This is a genomic window from Ancylobacter amanitiformis, from assembly GCF_030814815.1.
Classification (GTDB): Bacteria; Pseudomonadota; Alphaproteobacteria; order Rhizobiales; family Xanthobacteraceae; genus Ancylobacter; species Ancylobacter amanitiformis.
The window spans coordinates 167,529-190,158 of the sequence record NZ_JAUSVR010000007.1 but is presented as its reverse complement, the minus strand read 5'-3'; the positions used below and the strand labels follow the sequence as shown (position 1 = coordinate 190,158).

Below are 22,630 nucleotides of genomic sequence, written 5' to 3'. Positions count from 1 at the left end.
GTCTCCTCCTGATAAAGGCATGGCGGAACAGCACCCCGCCAAGGCTCGCGCCACATGCTCTAAGTCCTTGATCTTTTGGTTCTTATTGGTGCCGCACACCAGTTAGGCGTCCTCTCGATAAGACGTAGCGTCGCTGGTTAGGTCTCCTCCTGATAAGACGTGCCCCTCGCCACGGCCCCGAGCCGCCAGCGTGAGGCCATGACCCGTAAGCGTTTCTTGCCGCTACCCGGCGGTTATCCTCCCTTCTGATAAGCTCATCGCCTGCCGGACCGGCCGGCCCTATCGGCCGCTTCGAGCCGATCCCGTCGCCGCTTCACCTCGCCCCCCTCATCCGTGACGCCCCGCCCCCGGTCCCTTCTTGGTGCCGGGCTCGATGCCGCGTGGGTCTGTGCTTCAAGCGGACGGCGGTGGGTGCCCTCCCTCCTCGACATAGGACAGACACAATGACCCGTCCTCAGGTCCCCGCCATCTCCTCCCCTGATCGTATCTCCGGCGTAGCTGCCCCGGTGAACACCTACGTCCGCCCGCCCGATCCTCCGCGCTCCTCCCTGCATGACCTAGCGGACGGCCTCGCGGCTTTCGACAGTGGCCTCACGGGCTTCATGGACAAGCGCAAGGCAGAGGACCGGGCGGCGCAGGAGGGGAAGGCCATCGCGGACTTCTACCGGAACAATCAGGCCGGATATGCAGAGGCCACCCGCCAAGGTCTCATCCCCGCGACCGCCAATCCGTTCTACGTCAAGGCGTACAAGGGGCAGCAGGGACAGATCGCCGGGCTCAAGCTGGCCGACCAGTATTCCATTGACTATCAGCAGTGGGAGGGGCGGAACGGCGGAGACCCCAACGCCTATGCCGCGTGGCACTCCAAGTGGATGGCGTCCAACGTCGGCAATGAGCAGGACCCGGATGTCCTCGCCGGCCTCGCCCCATCGCTGGAGCGCATCACCGTCAACGGGTACGACACCTTCAACAAGGAGCGTGATGCCCGCCTCAAGGCCGGCGCCACGTCCAACGTGGGGGCACTCGTCACGGATGCCGCTCGGAAGAACGTCGATGCCAACAATGCGTCCGGTGGCACGGACTACTCCTCCCTGTGGAACAACTATCTGCGTATCCGTGAGGACGGCATCAAGTCCGGCATGCTGGCCGAGAGTCTGGACACCGAGTTCGCCAGAGCCGCCATCGAGCAGGCCGAGCAGTCCAACGATGTGGATGTGCTCACGGTGCTCGACAGGACGCTCCCCGGCAAGGACAAGCCGATGTCCTATGATCCGGCCATAGCCGAGGCCCAGCGCCGCGCCAAGGAGAACATCCAGTCCCGCCTCGCCACAACCGCCACCAAGGAGGCCGTGCTACAGGAGCGCAAGGACAAGGAGGCCCACAACGTCCTCATGGGTCAGGCCGTGTCGGCGCTGGCATCGGGTCAGGATGTGCCAGAGTCCGCCATCAAGGAGCTGACCCGGCGCGACGGAGAGGCACGCTACAAGCTGGCCCAGATCAAGCAGACCTTCGAGAACAACAACGAGCAGGAAGACCAGTCGGCCCTCTTGCACGTCTACGCCTCAGTGGATGCTGGAGATACCGGGGTCATCCAGCGGGCACTTGATGCCGGTATCATCCGTAAGGCCAGCACCTACTCCACCCTCATGGATCGCTCCAAGTCCGTGCAAGACGCCTATGGTAATGGTGGCGTCTTCACCGGGGCCACCTTCAAGAACTATGAGAACATCATCAAGACCAGGACGGCGGAGTCTGACATCACCGACTATCTCGCCAAGGTGGGAACTGTCAGCCAGCAGGGTATCGAGGCCCTGTTCTCTTACCGATCCATGATGTTGGACTGGTCCGCCAAGAACCCCAAGGCGTCCATCATGGAGAAGGAGGAGGCCGCGAAGAAGGCCGGCGATATCATCATGTCCCGCATCGGGCCTGGGGATGCTGGAGCCGGCACCTATTATCCCAACGGTGTCCCCGCACAGCCAGACCCCATGCCGGAGGACCAGCCCGGCCCGGCCCCCCAGAAGCCGCAGCGGGAGCAGGGTGTGCTTCCGTGGCTCCGCAACTTCATCACCGGAGGCGGCAGCACGTCCGCCACCCCAAGCACCCCCGCAGCGCCACAGGGAGCCCCACAGGCGCCAGCCCCGGCCGCTCCCACACCAACACAGCCGCAGGCTAAGGCTCCCGGACTCGACTCCCTGAGCCCGGACCAGCGCCAGGCCGTGGAGACGCTGGCGAAGCGCAAGGGGTGGACCCCCGAGTACGCCCATCAGCTCATCTGGCAGCAGCAGCAGAAGGCCAACATCCCGGTGGAGAACACCACGCCGCCGGCCGGGCAGGGCACCGCAACGCCGCCACTGGAGAAGCGCAGCGATATCACACCCGAGGTCCGCACCAAGCTGGTCGGGCTGTTCAAGGACCAACCCAAGGCCACGCAGCTCGCCGCCTCAAACGTACCCGTGGCGCCACTGCTTAGCCTCATTGGCGGGGCGGAAGGCACCGACAAGGGGGCCGGATATAACGAGACCCTGAGCTATGGCGCCTTCACCGGGGGACCCGTCAACCTCACGGGGATGACCCTCGGGGAGATCGACCAGCTTCAAGGCAAGATGCTGGCGCATCCCGGCAACTCCATGAACAGCTCGGCAGTCGGTCGCTACCAGATCATCCGCACCACCTTGCGCAGTCTGAAGCAGCGGATGGGCCTGAGTGACGACACCAAGTTCACGCCAGAGCTTCAAGACCAGCTTGCCCTCCAGCTCCTGAAGGGCCGGGGTCTCGACCAGTGGCAGGCTGGCACGATGTCCGACGAGCAGTTCATGGCTGGACTGTCCGCCGAATGGGCCTCCCTGCCGCGTGCAGATGGCACCGCAACCTACAATCAGCGTCTCGGTGCAAAGACCAAGAAGGTCAAGGACGCCCTGAGCGCCACCAAGGTCGCCTCGTCCGACTAACCCAAGGATCACCGATGGAACAAGAAGACCCATTCTTCAAGGCCCTCGCAGAGGTCGACGCGGGGCACGCCGACATTCAGCAGCAGCAGGCCGAAGACCCCACCTCTCAGCCCGCCCCAGACTCGGCACAGGTAGCGCAGCCGGCATCAAGCCCCACCCCTGCGTCCGCCCCTGCGCAGCCCACGGAAGACCCGTCCCTTCTGGAACGCTCCCTGTCCGGCGCCGCTGACCTGTGGAAGTCCATAGGCGGCGGCGTCGCAAAGGCCGGCATCGAGACCAAGGACTTCCTCTTGGGCGAGCCGGCCCCGGAGGACAAGTCGGCCTTGCGTACCGGCATCGAGCAGCGCACCGCCGAACTGGGGGCCAAGAGCCCACTCAATGCCGTGGGCACCAGCGTCGCGCAGATCGTCACCGGGCTCATCGGCGCAGACAAGGTGCTTGGTCCCGTCAAGCTCCTCCAGAAGTCCAAGGCTGGCTTCGAGATGGCCAAGGGGGCGTTCGCCGGCTATGTCGCTCTCGATCCGCATGAGGCCCGGCTCTCCGATGCCTTGGAGCAGTTCCCGGCGCTGACCAACCCTGTGACACGCTTCCTTGCGTCGGACCCCGAGGACAGTGCCGCTCTGGGGCGCTTCAAGAACGCCTTGGAGAGCCTTGGGGTCGACCTCGCGTTCGTCGGCGCTGTGCAGGCCGTGAAGTTCCTTCGGACGGGGAAGACGGATGAGGCCGCCACCGTCATCGAGAAGCTGCGCGAGGAGCCATCCGTCCCCGTGCCGCCTCGCAGGTCCGGCCCTTGGGGACCTTATCCCGAGCCCGAGCCACTGGTTACCACCAAGATCAACGACCAGCCCACGGCCCCGAGCGTCAACGACAACACCCCGCTCATGGGCGTGAAGGAGCCGGCCAACGACACCATCGCGGGACCGAAGGGCTCTGTGCATCAGGCAGACCTCGGGGTTCGCACCGAGGATGAGCCGGGCGCACTCCCGCCCAAGGCCGACAATCAGAACGCCCAGATTGACGCCTCAAAGCTCCCCAGCAATGGGCCGGTGAATGACAACGTCAAGCCGGGCGCCAAGGCATCGGCCGAAGAAAGCGCCGCTATACCCCCCGAGCCCGCCCCCGATGCTGTCTACTCCAAGGCCGGGGAAGGCGGTGGGGCCGGGGCCAAGAGCCGTCCGTGGTCAGACATGCCCGATGACAAGCTCAAGGAGATCATGGCGAGGACGGAGGCGGACCAAGAGGCTGTCATCAAATACGGGTCTCGTGATGCTGCCGAGGATGCGGGCCACGAGTTCGACGCCAACCTGCACATTCCGTGGCAGCGCATATGGACGACGGACGACTCGCAGGCCCTCATGAACCGCACGGCGGAGGTCCTGAAGGAACAATACGATACGGCCAAGGGCGGGGCCGTCCTGACCGACGCCAAGGCCACCAAGTTGGGCGAGGAGTTCGCCCGAGCCTACAACATGGACCCGGACTTCGTACTGGGCTCCATCCGGGAGGCGGGCGCGGCAGCCGTGCAGTCCGTCCCGCACATGGAGGCGGCCATGCGCATCAGCTCCAAGATGTTCGCGGATGCTGACCACCTGTTCAAGCAAATCCAGCTCGGCAACCTTGATGAGTTCGGGGGTGATGCGAGTATGGCTATGGCGGAGATGACCCGTCGAGTAGCTGCGGCGGCAGACGTGGCGGCTCATGGCCTCTCCATCGCCAGCAACATGGGGCGGGGCTTGCGTCGGCTTCGGTCGGACTTCAAAGACAGCGCCGCCAACATCGCCGCACTCAAGGATTTCTCGCCGGAGTCACTAGCCGCTATTATGGCGAAGGCGGACGGCGACCCCTCCAAGCTGATAAAGCTGGCGAGCCCGACCTGGGGGAAACGGGTGCTGGCCGAGATGCAGTTCCACACGGTGAACGGCCTCCTGTGGCTGTGGCCCACCCACACCATCAACGCCACGTCCAATGCCCTGATGACCCTCGCACGGCCCACCGAGAAGCTGTTCGGGTCTGCCGCTCTGCGACTTGTCACCCGTGACCCCGGCAAGAGGGCGGAGCTTAGCGCCCTCGCCAAGCAGGCCAAGCGTGAGTACGCCTATACGGTGTCTTCGCTCTATGACGGCTTCTCGCATGCCGTGGAGGCGTTCCTTCGCGGCGACTCCATCCTGTCGCCTCACGGTATCGAGGCTATGACCTCTGAGTCTGCCGGTACCCGCATCCAGCCCATCGTCTGGAAGCCCACCACCAGCGTTTGGGGCGTGGTGCAGAACGCATGGCAGGCCGCAACCTACCGCAACCTCGTTGGTATGCCTACTCGGGCGACTGGAGCCACGGACGAACTGTTCCAGCAGCTCAGGTATCGATCCGTGGTGCAATCACGTGCGGCGGTGGAGGCGGGCGACGCGGGCCTCACAGGTCAAGCCTTCAAGGACTACGTGCAGGCGGCTCTCAACAAGGCTATCGATGCCGACACGGGTCAGGCCCTTGACTCCGCCGCGCTTCGAGAGTCGCGCATCACCACCTTCCAGCAGGACCTCGACCACCCCACGCTGTGGGACATGGGTAGCCTCGGAAAGGGTCTGTCGGACTACCGCGCGACCGTCAAGCCGCTGGGCATCCTCATGCCCTTCATCAAGACGCCCACCAATGCCCTGCGCTATGGCATCAAGCTGACCCCCGGCATCAACATGCTTCAGCACGAGTTCAAGCTGGACATCATGGGCGCCAACGGGGTGCAGGCCCAGGCACAGGCCATGGGGCAGATGGCCCTCGGCTCCCTGTTCGCTGGCGTGGCGGCGCATCTCGCCCTCTCGGGTCAGGTGACAGGAGGAGGCCCCTCCAACCCCGAGGCCAAGAAGGCGATGCTGGAGACCGGCTGGCGTCCCTACTCCATGCCCGTCACGGATGAGGACGGTAACACGGCCTATGTCCAGTATGGGCGCCTCGACCCCTATGGCACTGCAATTGGCCTTGTTGCCGACATCGTGGAACTGATGGTCGCCAACCCCGACAAGGACTATTCGCAGGCGGCTCAGGCTGTCGTGGTGTCCCTCGCCAAGAACCTCTGGGAGAAGTCCGCCCTCATCAACGCCAAGCGTGCCTTCGACGCGTTCTCAGACCCGGAGAACAAACTTCCCAACACAATGGGTCAGACGGCGGGCGCGATGTTGCCATTCTCGTCCCTCCTTCGTGGCGTCAACCCGGACCCCTACCTAAGGGAGGCTCGGGGCTTCGTCGATGGGATGATCAAGGGGGTGCCCGGCCTCTCCGATACCCTGCCCATGAAGCTGGACGTGTGGGGCGACCCCATGCTGGTGAACATCGGACTGTCCGGGCATCAGGACCACGATGTGGTTGACGCCGAGATGAACCGCATTGCCCTCCAGACAGGTCAGTCTCTCGGCAAGCCCGCGCCCAACTTCGAGGGTGTCGACCTGCGCGACATCACGCTCAAGGACGGGCGCAATGCCTACGAGAGGTTCCAGGAGCTGTCCGGGCATCTCCCCGGTCAGAAACCCCTCAAGCAGGTCGTGGCGAAGCTCATCAAGTCCACCGCCTTTCAGGACCTACCTGACGGTGATCCGGGAGTGAAGGGGACTCGGCTCAACGCCATCGCCCGCCTCGTCAGTGAATATCGCACGTCCGCCCGCAAAGTGCTCATCTCCAAGTACCGGGAAGACCTCGGGCCTCTCGTCATGGCACGACAGAGGGAGGCGGCTGGAGCCATCATCAAGAACCGCCGCGAGCGGAATAACGGGGAGCCGGGCGCGAGGACGCTGCTTCAAGCACTGACCCCGCGATAGTCGTTCGCCGGCTGAACCATTGGTCGACACATAGAGGGGTGGGGATGACCTGCCCCCCCTTCAATCCGGCATCATGAAAAGGATACGCCATGCTGACGAAGCCCAGCAGGACGACGACCCGTCCCTTCCTCAACTCGCCCACACCGGTCCCCGAGGAGGCATCCCCTTGACCTCCCGCAATGCGAGGCGGGCGGCGGCACAGGACGTGAAGCAGAGAGCCAGAGCCCCGCACCCCGATGGGCCTGAGGAGTGCATCGTGCCCGGCTGTGAGCGACTAACAGCGCGGTCTCAGAGCAAGGGGCTTTCAGCCGAGTATTGCCGCCCACACCTCAACCATCTCCGTAGGCACGGGAACACCACACGGCCTAGCTATCTGGCGAGCGAACTAGCGCCGTTCCGAAAAGCCGCCCGCCGGTGGATCGCACGACATCGGCAGGACCTCAGCGTGGTGATGGTCGTGGGGAGGTTGGTGGGTCTGATGTCGTCTCAGGGGCGGTCGCTCACTGCCGATTACCATGCAGCCGCGTCGCCTCAGGAGAAGGCCCGTTCGGTGCTCGCGAAACTCCATGAGGTCGGCACGCCACCGGAGACCATTATGGAAATCGTCCTCGCCGTCCGCTCCCTGCATCGCGAAGTGGGACCATATGGCTGGCCTAATTGGGTGCCGATGCAAGTCTCACGCGTCTTGAAGCGGCTTCACGGAGTCTCGGGCACCAACTGGCAAGTGCGAGGGATCGACCTCAAGACGCGCTACGTCAGATCGCAGGGCCGGGCCATGGTCATCCTTGGTGAGAAGGTGCTGGAGTGTGTCACCCACGCCATCGACCACACGGCAATAGAGGAGACACTGGCGGCAGTGCGCGCGGGTAGGGCGCCATGACCGCGCCTCACCACGAGCCCGGCCACACGTCCGACCCATGGCATGACCACAAGCCCACCATCACCAAGCCACCCGAGGCCGTCTTCCTCGACCCGTGGTTGACCTCAAGCGGCGACGCCCTCCGTGCCCTTGTGGATGGCATCACGTCTGACATCACGCCATCTCGCCGGGATGCTGCGGAGCGGAGGGAGCAGGTTGTCGGCAATGTGGTGGCAAATCTCGCCTTGCTAGCCCTGTCGCCCCATGCGGCGACTGATGGTCGACTTGCGGTTAGCACCGGCAAAACCAGGCCCACACGGTACGAGCGGCAAGACTACCCACAGCGGCACCTTGGAGCGATTGTGGAGGAACTGGCTGAACTTGGCCTCCTTGTCCGGCATCCGCATGTCTTCAAGAGGCTGGTGACGACGATTGAGCCATCGCCTGACTTCATCTCTCGACTGGCGGCACACGGGGTCAGGCTCCGTGACATCGGACGGGAAGACGGCGGGGAACGGCTTTGGTTGGTGGCTCGCACTGGCGAGAAGCCCTTCGGTAACGAGCCTCCGCCCAAGGTCCTCATCCACTATGACGACACCGAGGAGACCCGTCGTCTCAGGGGCGAGGTGGAGCGGATCAACGCCTTCCTCAGCGGGGTGAGGATGACCAAGGCCGGGGAACAGCAAGCTCCCCTCGCGCTCCACCGCCGGTTCCTGCTTCGCACACCACAGGCCCCCCACGTCTGGGAACTGAATGGCCGGCTTCAAGGCGCTTGGTGGATGAACACCCCGAGGGCTGAACGCCACCTCATCAAGATTGAAGGAGAGGATATAGCCGACCTCGACTTTCAGGCCATGTTCGCGACGCTCGCGTACCTTCGAGTGACCGGACGACTGCCTGATGGCGACCCATACGACATTTCGGGTCTTGAGCGTCACCGGGCGGGCGCAAAGCTGGCCATGTTGTCAATGCTCTCCAGATCCAGCCCGATGCAGAGGTTGTCGCCAGAACTGAGGGACGCACTACCTGAGGGATGGGATGCGAGGCGGCTTGTTGCTGCGATGGCCCACCGCCACCCCGCCATTGCGTCATGCTTTGGGTCCGACGTTGGCGTGGAACTGATGGCAGCTGAAAGCCGCATCCTCATATCCGCGCTTCTGGAGCTGGAACGGCAGGGTATCCCCGCTATGCCTCTCCATGACGGACTTCAGGTCCGCCAGTTCGACAAGTCCGTGGCCATGAGGGCGATGCAAGCAGTCTCGAAGCAGGTGCTCGGGACGGCCCTCCCTGTCGTCGAAAAGCCCATCGTCCGTCCCGCGACGTAGGGCCGACACCCCAAGTCAATCGAGAAGGAGAATGCAATGAGTGAGGCAACGCGCCTCGCCACCCCCGAGCTTACGGCCGACATCGCGCGGGAGCTTCTGGAATACGATCCCGACACGGGCGTACTGACGTGGCGATGGCGAGACCGAAAGTGGTTCAAGACGGATGGGGCTTGGGCTAGCAGAAACGCCTTGTGGGCAGGTAAGCCTGCCGGGAGCGACCACCCTGCCGGATACCGAAAGGTTAACATCGCCGGCAAATTCATCTGGGTGCACCGCCTCATCTGGCTGATGCAAACGGGTGCTTGGCCCGCTCACCACATCGACCATATAGACCACGATACCAGCAACAACCGCTGGGAGAATCTTCGAGAGGCGACGCCAGAGGAGAACGCACGGAACCAGCGGCGCAATGTCCGCAACAAGTCGGGCCGCACGGGCGTGCATCAGGACCGAAGCGGCAGGTGGTGGGCGCGTGTCCGCAGCATGGGTGAACGCTTGGAGCGTGGCCCCTTCAAGGAGTTCTGGCAGGCCGAACTGGTGCGAACAGGGATGCAGAGAGCAGCCGGGGACTATCACCCGAACCATGGAGTCGACCTAAAGGCGGGTGAAGTTCCCGAGCACCACGACATCATCACCATCGAAACGGACGTGCATCGGGGCGGGCGATAAGTCCGCCTCTCGGGGGAAGTGGCCACTATTGGTCTCCATGTGTCCCTCCCTGCCCTCTCAAGAAGGTGGCTCTAAGCCCGGCAATATGCCCCGAGACTTAGAGCGATTAGCCTCAGACCCATCATCCTCAGTGGCGCCTTGATGCCATACCTTCGGTAGACTGGAGGAGAGGCGGGGCGGGAGGAGGCATTAATGCTCAAGGTGACCATGAAGCCTTCACCGAACAGATGGGGCTCAAGGCAGGCCATCAAGCCATGGGTGATGAGGCGGAGCCTAACCCTCCCCAGACACTCCAAGCCCTCCCCTCCCAGTTACCTTGACGACAGACGCCCGCCTCGCGCCTCCTGCCCGCCCTCCTGTCATGCCTCGCGCCCCCTGTCCCACCCCAGATGCCTCGCCTCACGCAGCCCTGATGCCTCGCCTCCAAGCACGGCCTGATGCTCCTCCCAGATGTCCAAGGGGTCCATGCCATGAGGCCGCATGCCTTGAGTTTGGCACCACGTCCGGCCCCGCGCGGGGCTCCATGTCCGGCTTATCGTGGGGGACTTGAGGTCGCTGGGGATGAAGGCGTGGCCTCTCCCTCCGCCTCCCAGTCCGCTTGAAGCCCATCCTCCCGGATACCCTAGGGGTCGATCACGCGACACATCGAGAGAACGTGGCGACGCAGGGCTTCCCCCCCTCCACCCCCAGGGGCATCTGGCTCCGTCCTCGATCACAGTGCCCGGCCCCGCAGCAGACACCGGGGCACCCCTCCCGCGCGGTCATCTTCGGGGTCAGTGCCTCGGGGTCGGGCCTTGGGTCAGTGTCTCGGGGCTCTGGTCTGGGCATCAGGTCCATGGCGGGGAGGAGACGGTGCCTCCGCCTCACCAAGCTATGACCATTTGGGTATGCCCTTTACGAACTGGTCTGCGGACGGTTCGATAAATGCCCCTTGACAACCCATAGCGAACCGAATGATATCAGACCATGCAAAACGAACTGAGGGCCTGTGCCTGAGGCTCGATCAACCCAAGGTCTCTATCGCCATGTTCGTAAGAGCCTATCTTCGCGCCAGCACCCGAGAGCAAGACGCCAGCCGCGCCAAGGCAGACCTTGAAGCCTTCGCCAAGGAGCGGCGCTTGAAGATCGCCGCCACCTACGTGGAGAACGAGAGCGGTGCCAGCCTCGCCCGCCCCGAGCTGTTCCGCTTGCTGGGGGACTGCCAGCCGGGCGACATCCTCCTCATTGAGCAGGTGGACCGCTTGTCTCGGCTCAACGCCACCGACTGGGAGCGGCTCAAGGACGAAATCCGCCAGCGCCGCGTGAGGGTGGTAGCGCTGGACCTCCCCACGTCGCACATGATGATGACGAACCAAGGGGACGACTTCACGGCCCGCATGCTGGACGCACTCAACGGGATGATGCTGGATATGCTCGCGGCAATTGCGCGCAAGGACTATGAGGACCGGCGCAGGAGACAGGCGCAGGGCATCGTGAAGGCCAAGACCGAAGGCCGGTACAAGGGGCGCCCTGAGGATACGCAGCGCAATGCCGCCATCCAGAAGATGCTCAAGGCGGGTCAGAGCTGGTCCAGCATCATCGCCGCCACGGGAGCGTCCCGGAGCACCCTGTCGAGGTTGGCCAAGCGGGAGGGCGAGGCGTGAAACATAGGGACGCCAATCCGATCCGGGGCCAATGGATCGCATTGCCCCACCGCAAAACGCCGCAGCGCCACGAGAGATCGAGCGCCCGCCGCAGGGGGAGTTAGGGCATCCGACATAAGGTAGGACGCGCCCGACTATGATGTTAGCGAAAGCCCGCCAGGACACGCAGCTTAGCGATTGGCGCCCAACTTTATGACTTCCGCGTGATACTCTCTTAACCGGCTGTCCAATTCGATAATGTCATCAATAGTTGTATCTCGAAATTTTGGTGCGTATTCACCAGTCCGCAGTTTTCCACTAGCCAGAAGGCTTCGCTGAAATCGGATTTCAGACATAACACTCAGAAGATTGTTTATAGCCATTATTTTAAAGTTTGACATAAGAGTTACGTTCCCTATTGTTAAGAACTAAAAAATTCAATATAGACACAAGCTAAACAATACGAATATGCGCTATATAAAATTACTCGATGTTTCTATCATAGACCTTTCCTCGCCCACATTCAACCCTGCGCATGCCGGCGCGGACTCTATGCGGCTCAAGGCCGCCACCCCGTGTCCTTCACCGGAAAGCGGGGCAGCTTGTTAATCTCCTTCGCCAACCTCTCCGGTGGCCAATCGCCATAGCCTTCCCGCGCATCACCCGCCCCGCTGCCCATCATAAAATCCCTCGCCTCTTTGCTCATGTCGAACTGGCGGCTTCTGGTTGTGAACAGATGGCGCCACGCATGGTTAGGGCGACCTAGCGGCGCCACGATGCCGACCTCATCAGTGACCCAGTTGCCGACCCTCACGGCCGCGTCTTCAGCCCGGTGCCGTCCCTCCAGAGCCTTGAGGTTGGTCCCGCTAGGATAGGGCTCATAGAACGCTGGTCCGCCACGGAGCGACTTCAAGAACTCCAGCAAGCCCAGGTCGATAAGGTGCTGGTGAATTCCGACCATCCACGCCTTCCCGCTCTTTGTGCTGCCGTCCTCTGGCGTGATGAGGAGATAGGGGGTCCCGTTGTCTTCCTTGAGGTGCCTCGCCCGGAACTGCGTTACCTCGCGGACCCTGAGACCCGTATAGGCCATGATCCACGGAACCCAGAAGATGGCCCTGCGGTGCGGCGCCGAGATGTCCTTGGTGGAGCCTTGGAAGGTTGCCGTGAGTATCTCGGTGGCTTGCTCTGGTGAATATTCCCTCGCCCCCTTCGTGGCGACCTTGCGATTGTCCTTAATGCCTGTCGCCACGTTGGCAGGCAGGTCGAACTCCCTCACGCCATGCTCAAGCACCGAACTGAGCGAGGAGAGATATCTTTCGGAGATGGTGTGTGTCGCCAACTCGCCACCGCTAATGAGAGCATCACGCCACCGCCGGACATCATCCTTGGTGACTTTGCGGGCGTCGTCATGTCCGATGAACGCGGCGAACTTCCTGAGGTGAGACCGAGTGCGCCCCACCGTCTTGGCTTTGATGGTTCGAGTGGTGGCTTTGTGGTCTAGCAAGGCCTCCAACGTGAGGATGGGCGCCGGGCTTGGGGCTGGCACTGGCGGGCTGAAGGTGGGCGCCGCCCCGAGCCGCTCCACCGGCCGATAGTCGCCGTCACGCCTCGCCTCAAGGCCGCGCTGGACCTCTCCCATGAGGCTGGTCATCTCAAGGTTCATCAGCCGCCGCGTCTCCGCGTCGACATGGAGCCCTTGAGCCCCGAGGACTGTCGTGGTGTCCGCCCCGTGCATAGACTCCAGCGCCGACGCGAAGTCCGGCCCAAGGTTGGCGCGTAGGACGGGATAGGCGTCAACCAAGGCAACCGCCCGGTGCCCGCGCTCCGCCTCCTCTCTGGCCTCCCGATAGGCCTTCAGGTCCGCCAGAAACGTGCGTCGCTCATCGGCCGGCAACCGGGAGACGGCAGACGCCCGCCTGTCGCCATCGTGGGGCACGTGGGGGATGCGAGGCGAAGCTGGTGCGTCAAAGGGCTCGTCTTCGTGCCGGGCGAGGAATGCCCTCGCATAGTCCGCCGCAAGCGCCACCCGTTGCCTATGGGTGAGCTTCGTGGGGCCGTTGGCGAGGAGCGTTGTCCACGCGTCCATCTTCCGGTCCCAGGCATCAAGTGCCAGCCGGTAGCGCCGCGCCGCTTCTTCACGGTCACCGGACTCAAGGGACTTTCTGAACTCCTGACTTTTCCCGAGATCGGCCACGCCCAGGGCAACAAGGTCCCCTCGCCGCTTCCAAAGCGCCTCTGGGATGCGGAACCACCCCTGCCAGTTATCGGAGCCTTTGCGCTTGGATAGGCCCTTCATCAGCCACCGTCGACCAGCCATTCCCTGAGCACATTCCCATAGCAGTCGAGCTTGACGGAAGCCACGGGAAACGCTAGCGTTTTGATGCTGCTTGAGAATATTCCCTTGCTGCAAGAGGTGGATGCAGACCCTGCTGGTGCATGGGCGCCGCCCGTTCGCCCTGCTGCGCGAGGCGGGGCCCGGCGGCGGCGCGGCCTTCGTCTGCCTCATGGGCGGCGGGCTGGCGGCGGCGCTGGTGCACCCCTTCTTCCTCGCCGTGCTCATCGGCGACCTCGCCTTCGGCCGCCCGCATCCCGACGAGCTTTCGCGGGTCGCGGTCGAGGGGCTGGGCATCGGGGTGTTCGGAATCGGCTATTCGAGCGCCCTGCTCTGCACCGCCATCGGCATGCGGCGGCGGCGGCTGAGCGGCCTCTGGCGCGTGCTGCCGCTGGTGCCGGCCTATTGGCTGATGATGTCGCTGGCGGCCTGGCGCGCGGCGATCCAGCTCGTTACCGATCCGCAGCTCTGGGAGAAGACCGATCACGGGCTGGCGCGGCTGCCGCGCCGGCGCCTGCACCTCGCTCGAAAGCGCCCTAGAGATAGCGCCGCAGGTCGGCGGCCGCCTCCTCGGGGGGGCGCTTGAGGTTGAACGGCGCGATGAAGCTGCCGTCCTTGCCCATGAGATAGACGATGGCGGTGTGGTCCATCGTGTAGTCGCCGTCGCTGGTCGGCACTTTCTTGGCATAGACGCGGTAGGCGCGGATGATCGCCGCAACCTGCTCGGGCGATCCCGAAAGGCCGCGGATGCGGGCATCGAAGCTGCCGAGATAGGACTTCATCACGTCAGGCGTGTCGCGCTCGGGATCGACGGTCACAAACAGGCCGCGAACCTTGTCGGCATCCGGCCCCAACGCCTCGAACAACTGCGACAGGTCGTAGAGCGCCGTCGGGCACACATCGGGGCAATGGGTGAAGCCGAAGAACACGAGAAATGGCTCGCCCGCGAAATCGGCCTGCGTCACGGCGCGACCGTCCTGGTCGACCAGCTGGAACGGCCCGCCAACGCCACTGGCGCTCGCCACCGGCGCGGCACCGCGCGGCAGCAGAGCCAGAGCGCCCGCCACCATCGCCACGGCACCGATGACGAAGACAGCGAGAAGCACGAGAACACGGCGTTGCATCATGACGGGCGAGACCTCACGGGAGCGCGGGACGGCGGCACCTCAGAAGCAATAGGCGAAGCCGGCCGTCACCATGTCGAAGAAAACGGCGGCACCGTGACGCGCCCACAGGCCGATCGTCGCGGCGACCGCCACGGCGCCAGCGCCGATCATCGCCCAGCGCGCCCACCCGCGCCGAAGGCCGTCCTCCGCCCTCATCCGCACATCCTCCTGCCTGATACTTTGAAACTGGAAACGTTATTGACTTATTTTCAAATCATTTATGGTTGATGGCTTGCTCCTGCCGCAGAATAATACTGAAATGCACGGCCGCGTGAACGCTGGGTGCTTGTATCCCTGGGTGAACGGATAATGTCTCGCCATGTTGCTGAATACGACATGCGAGGTAGAGGGTGGGCGGACCAAGGCGGGTATAATGAATACTGGACATCCGAACCGGTCATATGCTGGATCGCCGCGTGCGGACGACACGGCGGACGGCCGCGAGCGGAGCCGGTGGATGGCGGCGATCGACGCCATGGCCGATGGCTTCGCACTGTTCGATGCCCAGGACCGGCTGGTTGCCCATAATCGCCGCTTTCTGGAACTGTTCCCTCTTCTTGAGCCGCTTGGCGACCTGCACGGCCTCAGCTTCTTCGCCCTCGCCTCGGTGCCGGACGGCGCCTCCCGTGAGCCGCGAGGCGATGACGCGATCGCCGAACGCATGCGCCACCATGCGGCGGCCGATGGCAAACCCTTCGACATTCCACTGCAGAACGGCGGCTGGGTGCAGGTGCGCGAAAGTCGCACCCCCGATGGCGGCACGATCTGCGTGTGGAGCGACATAACCCGGCTGAAGGCCGCCGAGGCCCAGCTGCTGGAGGCGATCGACGGTGTCGGCGAGGGCTTCGTGCTGCTCGATGCCGAGAACCGCATCCTGCTCGCCAATGACGGCATGCGCCGCCGCTTCGCCGAGGTGGGCGTCGACCTCGCGGTGGGCAGCGCACTTTCCGAACGCATCGTCGAGGCGCGCCGCCGGGGCATGTTCGCGGACGAGGTCGACGAGGCCATCGCCGACAACGTTCTCGTGCAATTGCTCGACGCCCGCGAACATCACGCGGAGGTGCCCCTGCGCGACGGGCGCTGGATGCTGGCCAGCCTGCGGCGGATGGGCACGGGCCGCGCGGTCGGCATCTGGGCCGACCTCACCGCGCAGAAGCGGCGCGAGAGCGAACTGATCACCATGCGCGAGCAGCTGCGCCAGCAGAGCGAGGCGCTGGCGGAATTCGCCCGCCTCGTCGCCATGCAGGCGCGCAGCGACCTGCTCACCGGTCTGCCCAACCGCTTCGCGCTGGAGGAGCGGCTCAACCAGTATCTGCGCGACGGCGAGCCGCGCAGTCTCTGGGTCGGCATGATCGACATCGATCACTTCAAGGGCGTCAACGATGCCGTGGGTCACGCGGCCGCCGACGAGGTGCTGCGCGAGCTCTCCCATGTCCTGCGCGCCCAGCTGCGCAGCGACGACATGCTGGCGCGGGTCGGCGGCGACGAGTTCGCCCTGGTGCTCAGCAATATCGAGGAGAGCGATGCGCTGCGCATTGCCCGCCGGCTCAACACGACCGTGCGCGAAAGTCCGTTCCACGTGAGCGGCCGGGCCTTCACGCTCGGGCTCAGCATCGGCCTTGTGCGGGGCAACGGCAATGCGAAGACCGTCTCCAGCCTGATCGCGGCCGCCGACACTGCCTGCTATGTCGCCAAGGAATCCGGCCGTGACCGCGTGCAGCTCTACGATCTCGGCGACCCCAAGGTGAGCAACACCCGCCAGCGGCTCAGCTGGGCGGAGCGAATCCGGCTCGGTTTCGAGCTGGGCCGCTTCCACCTGCATTTGCAGGCCATCGTCGATGCCGACCTCCGGCCGCTCGGCTATGAGGCGCTGATCCGGCTGGTGGACGAGAACGGCACCTATTGCCAGCCGGCGGAATTCCTGCCGGCAGCCCAGCGGCTCGGGCTGATGGGCCGGATCGATAGCTGGGTCTGCCGGCATGTGGTGGATCTGGCGATCCATCTCATCGAGCGCGGCGCCGGCCACTATGTCTCCGCCAATATCGGTGCCCGCTCGCTGACCGACCCGGCCTTCCAGCGCAGCCTGATGGACCTGCTGGACCTGCATCCGGGCGTGGAAAGCGCCTTCCGCATCGAGGTGACGGAAAGCGAGGGAATTGACGACATTGCCGAGATCGCGCGCTTTCTCACCGATCTGCGCGCGCGCGGGATCTATGTCTATCTCGACGATTTCGGCAATGGCTACAATTCGTTCGAGGCGCTGAAGCGCCTGCCGGTCGATGGCATCAAGATCGACTGGAGCGTGACCCGCGACCTGCTGAGCGACCCGATCGACAAGGCGCTCATGATGGCGGCCATCTCCATCGCCCGCACGCTCGGCCTCGAACTGGTCGCCGAAGGGGTGGAGGAGGAGATCCAGCTCACCAAGCTGCGCGAACTCGGCGCGATGATGTACCAGGGCTTCCTGTTCCACCGCCCGACCGATGCGCGAGACCTGCTGGCTACGGACCTGCTGGCGGTGGCCCCGCAAGTCGACGTCCCGCAAGTCGACGTCCCGAATGCCGACGCCCCGAATGCGGGCGACGCGGCCCCTTCGGGTCGGCCGGCGGATCAGTAGCCGCGGGCGGGATCGACCTGGTGCAGCGGCGCCAGCCCCTGCCGCATCCGGCGGATGCTCTGCGCCACGTCGCGCGCGGCCAGCTTCGGCACGGTGATACTGGCGAGATGCGGGGTGATCAGCACATTGTCGAGCGTCCAGAAGGGATGATCGGGCGGCAGCGGCTCGGTCTCGAACACATCCAGCGTCGCCTCGGCGACATGGCCCGTGCGCAGGGCGGCGATCAGCGCTGCCTCGTCGACCACCGCGCCGCGCGAGGCATTGATGAATTTCGCGCCCTTCGGCATCAGCGCGAATTCCCGCGCGCCCAGAATGCCGCGCAGATCCGGCGTCAGCGGCAGCAGGCTGACGATGATCTCGTTATCCGCGAGCACACGCTCCAGCCCCGCGCGGCCGGTCTCCGACGCCACGCCGGCAATTTCCTTGGGCGAGCGCGACCAGCCGGTGACGGTGTAGCCCATGCCGGCCAGCGCCCGCGCCGCCGGCGCGCCGAGTTCTCCCAGTCCCAGCACCGCGACCTTGATGTCGGCCAGCGGGCGCGGATGGACATATTCCCATTCCCCGCGCCGCTTGGCCCGCTCGAATACCGGGATATCGCGGGCGTAGCGGGTGACGGCGAAGACGACATAGCTCGTCATCATCGCGGTCATGCCGGGGTCGTTGAGGCGGGAAAACTTCACCGGCACCAGATCGTCCCGCCCGAGCAGCGCGTCGACGCCGGCGCCCAGATTGGTGACGAGCTGAAGATTGGGAAAGCGCGCGAAGAAGCCGCGCGGCGGCACCCAGACCAGGGCATAGCGGATATCGCTGGGGTCTCCCACCTCGGGGTCGACGCGGAAATCGAGATCGGGAAGCTCGGCGGTCAGCGCCTCGCGCCACGCCGTCGCATCATCGACCGGGCTGTAGAAAACCAGCGCCTCGCGGCTCATCGCGCGCCTCCCTCTCGCTCCCCACCGGGACCGGCCTGATAGCCTGAAAGGCCCGGTGTCGCCACCTTGTACCGGTGGCGGCTGTTTCCTGCCAGTAAAACGCCGGCCGATTCAGCGCACCGTGGTGCGCGGCGAGAGCGTGCCCGGCTCGAACAGCCCGCCCGGCGCGAAGGCTGCCGCGAGATGGCGGGCGAACACTTCCACCGCCGGGCGCGGCGCCTGCCGCCGCAGCTTGAGGCTGACAAGGCGCACCGGCTCCAGCCGGTCGGTCAGCGGCACGGCGGCAACGCGCCCGCCATCATGGGTGATCTGCGTGCGCGGCAGCACGTTCTGGATGGTGTAGCCCCGACCCTGGCCGACCAGCCCGCGCGTCAGCTCATAAACCCGCGAGCGGAAGGCGATCTGCGGCTCCACCCCGGCCGCACGGAACAGGCTCATGAAATAGTCCCGCGAATGCGGCAGATCGAGCAGGATGAAGGGCTCGCCGGCCAGCTCCGCGAGGCTGATGCGCTCGCGCCGCGCGAGCCGATGGTCGGCGGGGAGCACGGCATAGGGCGGCAGTTCGGCGAGCGGCTCGGCCACCACTTCCTCCGGCCGCGCGAACTCGTAGGACAGGGCGAGTTCGGTGCGCCCCGACACCAGCGCGTCGAGGATCTGCTGCTGGTCGCCCTCGTCGAGGCGCACCGTGATGCCGGGATGGCTCTGCGCGAAGCGCGTGAGCAGGCCCGGCATGAAATGGGTGGCGGCGGTCCAGAAGCAGCCCACCGCGATCTCGCCGCGCACCTCGTCGGCCATCGCCCGCGCGTTCTGGCCGAAATCCCGCGCATGGTTCAGCAGCAGCCGCGCCTCGTTGATGATGCGGGTGCCGGCCATGGTGGTGGTGACGCCCCTGGCATGGTGGCGCACGAAGAGCTGCACGCCGCACTCCGCCTCGAACTGCGCGATCGCGGCCGAGATCGAGGGCTGCGAGACGTTGAGGTGCCGCGCGGCCTCGGTCAGATTGCCGAAATCGGCGGTTGTCACCACGTAGCGCAGCGCGCGGAGGGAGACATTCATCCGAATTCTCTATCTCGCATCAGAATTTTCTATTTCGAGGAACGAACGATAATATTTTATCGATCCATGGGGAAAGCGCAATATTTCCTGAGAGGAAAAGGGAGCACCGCATGATCCGCACAGGCGACGCGTACCGGCAGGGTCTCCAGGACGGCCGCGAGATCTGGATGGACGGCGAGCGGGTAAAGGACGTCACCCAGCACCCCGCCTTCAAGCCGATCGTCGACGTGCGGGCGCGCATGTACGACATGGCCCATGAGGCGCGCTACCAGGACCGCCTCACCTATGTCGAGGACAACAAGCGCAACACGATCTTCTACAAGCCGCCGCGCGAGACGAAGGACTGGAGCGACAAGATCGCCGCCGTCGACGCCGTGATGCAGGACATTGGCGGCGTCGTGACCCGCGTCGGCGACGAGACGATCGGCGAAGTCTGGTCACTCATGGACGGGCGCGACGTGCTGGCGGAGTTCGATCCCCGCTTCGCCGACAATGTCGACCGGCATGTGCAGAACATCTTCGACAACGACATTTTCCACGTCTCGGCCAATACCGATCCCAAGGGCGACCGTTCCCTCGCCCCGCAGGATCAGGATCCCGACATGATGGTGCATGTCGTGAAGGAGACCGACGCGGGCATCATCATCCGCGGCGCCAAATACGAGACCGCCGCGGCCTATGCCGACCAGGCCTTCCTCAAGCCCACCGTCGGCGCGTGGACCAACGAGACGCTGTCCGACTACGCGGTGGGCGGCATCATCGAGATGGGCGCGCCGGGCGTGCGGCAGATCTGCCGCTCCTCCTTCGCCGGGCGCACCAACCCCAGGGATTACCCGCTCGCCAACAAGTTCGACGAGGTGGAATCGCTGGTCATCTTCGACAATGTGCTCATCCCCTGGGAGAATGTGTTCTTCTATCGCCACACCAAGGCGGCGCAGTTCGTGCGCGCGACGCTGCACCGCTACTCGGCCTTCCCCTATGTGCACCGCCTGCTCTACGTCGCCGACATGATGATCGGCGCGGCGATGTTCAACGCCCGGCAGACCGGCCTCGAAAAGCTGCAGTCGGTGCGCGAGAAGCTCGCCGATCTCGTGTGCTACCGCGAGGGCATCAATGCCCACCTCACCGCCGCGATCACGCTGGCGGAGAAGAGCCCGGGCGGGCTGCTGATGCCCAACCAGTCGATGCTCTATGCCGGGCGCATCCATGCCTGCGCCAACCTGCCGGCGATGATGCACATCGCCCGCGAATTGTGCGGCGGGCAGATCTGCGTCACACCGAACGCCGCCGCCTTCGCGGCGGAAGGCTCGGGCGAGTGGCTGAAGAAGTTCTACTCGCTGAACAAGCAGTGGGAATCCGAGGACCGGCGCAAGTTGCTCGCCTTCGCCCGCGACCTGCTCAATTCCGATTATGCCGGCCATCGCCTGACCTTCGTGCAGTTTGCGCAGGCACCGCATTTCAACCATCTCAATGCGGTGTACAACGCCTTCGACTTTTCCGGCCCGCTCGACTTCGTGCGCAAGGCGGCCGGCCTGTCGGACCAGGTGATGGGAACGGGAAAATGAGCGTGATCGACATCGCCCTGTTTCGCGAAGCCATGGGCCGCACGGCCTCCGGCGTGACCGTGGTCACCACGGACGGCGAGGCGGGACGGGCGGGCGTCACCGTCTCCTCGCTCTGCTCGCTGTCGATGGAACCGCCCTCGGTGCTGTTCTGCCTCAACAAGGGCAGCCGTACCCTGCCGACGCTGATCGCCAACGGCGTGTTCGCCGCCAACATCCTCGCGCATGGCCAGCACCGGGTGGCCGACAGCTTCGCCGGCCTGATCCCGGAACTGGCCGATGACCGCTTCGCGGTAGCCGAATGGGAGCGGCTGCACACCGGCGCACCGGTGCTGATGGGCGCGCTGTGCCGCTTCGACTGCCGCATCGCCGGCATGTTCGAGTTCGGCACGCATCACATCATAGCCGGCGAGGTGCTCGCGCTGGCGAGCGATGCGGCCAAGCCGCTGGTCTATTCCAACCGCGCCTATCACAAGCTGGAGGTCGCCTGACGCATGCCGAGCGGGGCGCGGGCGCAGGGTCTGGCAGGGCGCGCGTCCGGCGCGGCGGACGGTGACGTCATCGACCTGCTGGGCCGGCTCATCGCCTTTGCCTCGGTCAGCGCCGGCACGAACCTGCCGATCATCCATTTCATCGCCGATCATCTCGAACGCCACGGCATCGCCAGCCGGCTCATCCCGAATGAAGCCGGCGACAAGGCCTCGCTGATCGCCACGATCGGCCCAACCGAGCGGCCCGGCATCGCGCTCTCCGCCCATACCGACGTGGTGCCGGTGGCGGGACAGGACTGGGCGAGCGACCCGTTCCGCGCCGACATCCGCAATGGCCGCCTCCATGGGCGCGGCGCCTCCGACATGAAGGGCTTCCTCGCCGTCGTGCTGGCGCAGGTGGGCGCCTTCAAGCGGGCGGCCACCGCGACGCCGGTGCATCTGTGCTTCTCCTATGACGAGGAACTGGGCTGCCTCGGCGCGCCCGATCTGGTGCGGGAGGTGGCGAGCCTGCCCGTGCCGCCCGCTTTGTGCATCGTCGGCGAGCCGACCGCGATGAAGGTCGCCCGCGCGCACAAGGGCAAGTTCGCCCGCCGCGTCATCATTACCGGGCGCGGCGGGCACTCGGCCCTGCTGCACCGCGCAGCCAGTGCGGTGGAAGCCGCCACCGAGGTCGCGAGCGGGTTGTTCGCGCTCGGCCGCACGCTGCGCGCCACCACCGATGCCGCTTTCGAGCCGCCCTATGCGAGCCTGCATGTCGGCTCCCTTCATGGCGGGGGGGCGCTCAATTTGGTGCCGGATCGCGCGACGCTGGAATTCGAGGCGCGCACCCTGCCCGGCACCGACAGCGCCGCCCTCGATGCCGCCATCAAGGCCATCCTCGACAAGGCCCGCGCGCGGCTGCACGTGCAGGCCCCGGAGGCGGAGATCACCGTGGAAACGCTCAGCGATTATCCCGGGCTCGACACGCAAGCGGACAGCGCCGCGCTGGGCTTTGTTTCCGCGCTGGCCGATTTCCGCGAACCGCCCGTGACCCTCGCCTTCGGCACGGAAGCGGGGCTGTACCACGCGGCCGGCATTGCCACGCTCGTCTGCGGGCCGGGCGATATCGCCCGCGCGCACAAGGCCGACGAGTGGATCGGCCTCGACGAACTCGCCGCGGCGGGCGCGATGATGGGCCGCCTTACCGCCCGCCTGAGCGCACCGCTCGACCTCGCCTCCAACCCGATCGCCTGACCCTTCGCCCGCGAA

The 22,630-nt window shown here is 65.1% G+C and carries 16 protein-coding genes; 11 read left to right on the top strand and 5 right to left on the bottom strand.

Going from position 1 to position 22,630, the window contains the following annotated elements; all coding sequences use genetic code 11:
- Positions 1-443: 443 nt before the first annotated feature.
- The 6 genes from QOZ99_RS12760 to QOZ99_RS12735 all read left to right on the top strand — a co-directional run bounded on the left by QOZ99_RS12760 (position 444) and on the right by QOZ99_RS12735 (position 11,250).
- Complete coding sequence (locus QOZ99_RS12760; protein ID WP_306890359.1) at positions 444-2,951, top strand: lysozyme family protein; 2,508 nt, start codon at positions 444-446, stop codon at positions 2,949-2,951.
- Between the two features lie 14 nt (positions 2,952-2,965).
- Positions 2,966-6,754, top strand: coding sequence for a hypothetical protein (locus QOZ99_RS12755; protein WP_306890358.1), 3,789 nt, complete (start codon positions 2,966-2,968; stop codon positions 6,752-6,754).
- A gap of 445 nt (positions 6,755-7,199) precedes the next feature.
- On the top strand, positions 7,200-7,634 hold the full coding sequence (locus tag QOZ99_RS12750; protein ID WP_306890357.1) for a hypothetical protein: 435 nt from the start codon (positions 7,200-7,202) through the stop codon (positions 7,632-7,634).
- Complete coding sequence (locus QOZ99_RS12745; protein ID WP_306890356.1) at positions 7,631-8,938, top strand: hypothetical protein; 1,308 nt, start codon at positions 7,631-7,633, stop codon at positions 8,936-8,938. The genes QOZ99_RS12750 and QOZ99_RS12745 overlap by 4 nt, the downstream gene beginning before the upstream one ends.
- 36 nt (positions 8,939-8,974) lie before the next feature.
- Positions 8,975-9,607 carry an HNH endonuclease signature motif containing protein gene (locus QOZ99_RS12740; RefSeq protein WP_306890355.1) on the top strand — a complete coding sequence of 211 codons (633 nt, stop codon included), beginning with the start codon at positions 8,975-8,977 and terminating at the stop codon, positions 9,605-9,607.
- A 1,025-nt stretch (positions 9,608-10,632) separates the two neighbouring features.
- Entirely contained in the window at positions 10,633-11,250 is a 618-nt protein-coding gene (locus tag QOZ99_RS12735) for a recombinase family protein (protein ID WP_306890353.1), read from the top strand.
- A 538-nt stretch (positions 11,251-11,788) separates the two neighbouring features.
- On the opposite strand, the gene QOZ99_RS12730 is transcribed toward QOZ99_RS12735, so the two are convergent.
- Complete coding sequence (locus tag QOZ99_RS12730; RefSeq protein WP_306890352.1) at positions 11,789-13,525, bottom strand: site-specific integrase; 1,737 nt, start codon at positions 13,523-13,525, stop codon at positions 11,789-11,791.
- A gap of 121 nt (positions 13,526-13,646) precedes the next feature.
- Here QOZ99_RS12730 and QOZ99_RS12725 point away from each other — a divergent pair, with 121 nt between their 5' ends.
- Positions 13,647-14,147, top strand: a complete 501-nt coding sequence (locus QOZ99_RS12725) for a glycosyltransferase (RefSeq protein WP_306890351.1) — start codon at positions 13,647-13,649, stop codon at positions 14,145-14,147.
- Here QOZ99_RS12725 and QOZ99_RS12720 read toward each other — a convergent pair.
- Entirely contained in the window at positions 14,098-14,688 is a 591-nt protein-coding gene (locus tag QOZ99_RS12720; RefSeq protein ID WP_370876845.1) for an SCO family protein, read from the bottom strand. The two genes, QOZ99_RS12725 and QOZ99_RS12720, sit on opposite strands and share 50 nt — an antisense overlap.
- Positions 14,689-14,727: 39 nt before the next feature.
- Positions 14,728-14,883, bottom strand: coding sequence for a hypothetical protein (locus tag QOZ99_RS12715; RefSeq protein ID WP_306890350.1), 156 nt, complete (start codon positions 14,881-14,883; stop codon positions 14,728-14,730).
- Between the two features lie 301 nt (positions 14,884-15,184).
- On the opposite strand from QOZ99_RS12715, the gene QOZ99_RS12710 reads away from it, so the two are divergent.
- On the top strand, positions 15,185-17,344 hold the full coding sequence (locus tag QOZ99_RS12710; RefSeq protein WP_306890349.1) for a putative bifunctional diguanylate cyclase/phosphodiesterase: 2,160 nt from the start codon (positions 15,185-15,187) through the stop codon (positions 17,342-17,344).
- Here the strand turns inward: QOZ99_RS12710 and QOZ99_RS12705 are convergent.
- Positions 17,338-18,273: a 2-hydroxyacid dehydrogenase gene (locus tag QOZ99_RS12705; protein WP_306890348.1), complete on the bottom strand. Its 936-nt coding sequence runs from the start codon at positions 18,271-18,273 to the stop codon at positions 17,338-17,340. The genes QOZ99_RS12710 and QOZ99_RS12705 overlap by 7 nt on opposite strands.
- 111 nt (positions 18,274-18,384) lie before the next feature.
- Positions 18,385-19,329 carry a LysR family transcriptional regulator gene (locus QOZ99_RS12700; protein ID WP_306890347.1) on the bottom strand — a complete coding sequence of 315 codons (945 nt, stop codon included), beginning with the start codon at positions 19,327-19,329 and terminating at the stop codon, positions 18,385-18,387.
- Positions 19,330-19,439: 110 nt separating this feature from the next.
- On the opposite strand from QOZ99_RS12700, the gene QOZ99_RS12695 reads away from it, so the two are divergent.
- Genes QOZ99_RS12695 through argE form a run of 3 tightly spaced genes read left to right on the top strand, consistent with a single transcriptional unit; the run spans position 19,440 to position 22,615 of the window.
- Entirely contained in the window at positions 19,440-20,894 is a 1,455-nt protein-coding gene (locus QOZ99_RS12695; RefSeq protein WP_306890346.1) for a 4-hydroxyphenylacetate 3-hydroxylase family protein, read from the top strand.
- Positions 20,891-21,382, top strand: a complete 492-nt coding sequence (locus QOZ99_RS12690; protein WP_306890345.1) for a flavin reductase family protein — start codon at positions 20,891-20,893, stop codon at positions 21,380-21,382. The genes QOZ99_RS12695 and QOZ99_RS12690 overlap by 4 nt, the downstream gene beginning before the upstream one ends.
- Positions 21,383-21,385: 3 nt before the next feature.
- Positions 21,386-22,615, top strand: a complete 1,230-nt coding sequence (gene argE, locus QOZ99_RS12685) for an acetylornithine deacetylase (RefSeq protein ID WP_306890344.1) — start codon at positions 21,386-21,388, stop codon at positions 22,613-22,615.
- Positions 22,616-22,630 lie beyond the last annotated feature (15 nt).

What these genes read in the sequence shown, in the direction of transcription:
- QOZ99_RS12740 (WP_306890355.1), top strand. Translation starts at nt 8,975, where the DNA reads ATGAGTGAGGCAACGCGCCTCGCCACCCCCGAGCTTACGGCCGACATC.
- QOZ99_RS12705 (WP_306890348.1), bottom strand. Translation starts at nt 18,273, where the DNA reads ATGAGCCGCGAGGCGCTGGTTTTCTACAGCCCGGTCGATGATGCGACG.
- QOZ99_RS12690 (WP_306890345.1), top strand. Translation starts at nt 20,891, where the DNA reads ATGAGCGTGATCGACATCGCCCTGTTTCGCGAAGCCATGGGCCGCACG.
- QOZ99_RS12720 (WP_370876845.1), bottom strand. Translation starts at nt 14,688, where the DNA reads ATGATGCAACGCCGTGTTCTCGTGCTTCTCGCTGTCTTCGTCATCGGT.
- QOZ99_RS12710 (WP_306890349.1), top strand. Translation starts at nt 15,185, where the DNA reads ATGGCGGCGATCGACGCCATGGCCGATGGCTTCGCACTGTTCGATGCC.
- QOZ99_RS12715 (WP_306890350.1), bottom strand. Translation starts at nt 14,883, where the DNA reads ATGAGGGCGGAGGACGGCCTTCGGCGCGGGTGGGCGCGCTGGGCGATG.
- QOZ99_RS12745 (WP_306890356.1), top strand. Translation starts at nt 7,631, where the DNA reads ATGACCGCGCCTCACCACGAGCCCGGCCACACGTCCGACCCATGGCAT.
- QOZ99_RS12735 (WP_306890353.1), top strand. Translation starts at nt 10,633, where the DNA reads ATGTTCGTAAGAGCCTATCTTCGCGCCAGCACCCGAGAGCAAGACGCC.
- QOZ99_RS12760 (WP_306890359.1), top strand. Translation starts at nt 444, where the DNA reads ATGACCCGTCCTCAGGTCCCCGCCATCTCCTCCCCTGATCGTATCTCC.
- QOZ99_RS12695 (WP_306890346.1), top strand. Translation starts at nt 19,440, where the DNA reads ATGATCCGCACAGGCGACGCGTACCGGCAGGGTCTCCAGGACGGCCGC.
- QOZ99_RS12755 (WP_306890358.1), top strand. Translation starts at nt 2,966, where the DNA reads ATGGAACAAGAAGACCCATTCTTCAAGGCCCTCGCAGAGGTCGACGCG.
- QOZ99_RS12730 (WP_306890352.1), bottom strand. Translation starts at nt 13,525, where the DNA reads ATGAAGGGCCTATCCAAGCGCAAAGGCTCCGATAACTGGCAGGGGTGG.
- argE (WP_306890344.1), top strand. Translation starts at nt 21,386, where the DNA reads ATGCCGAGCGGGGCGCGGGCGCAGGGTCTGGCAGGGCGCGCGTCCGGC.
- QOZ99_RS12700 (WP_306890347.1), bottom strand. Translation starts at nt 19,329, where the DNA reads ATGAATGTCTCCCTCCGCGCGCTGCGCTACGTGGTGACAACCGCCGAT.
- QOZ99_RS12725 (WP_306890351.1), top strand. Translation starts at nt 13,647, where the DNA reads ATGCAGACCCTGCTGGTGCATGGGCGCCGCCCGTTCGCCCTGCTGCGC.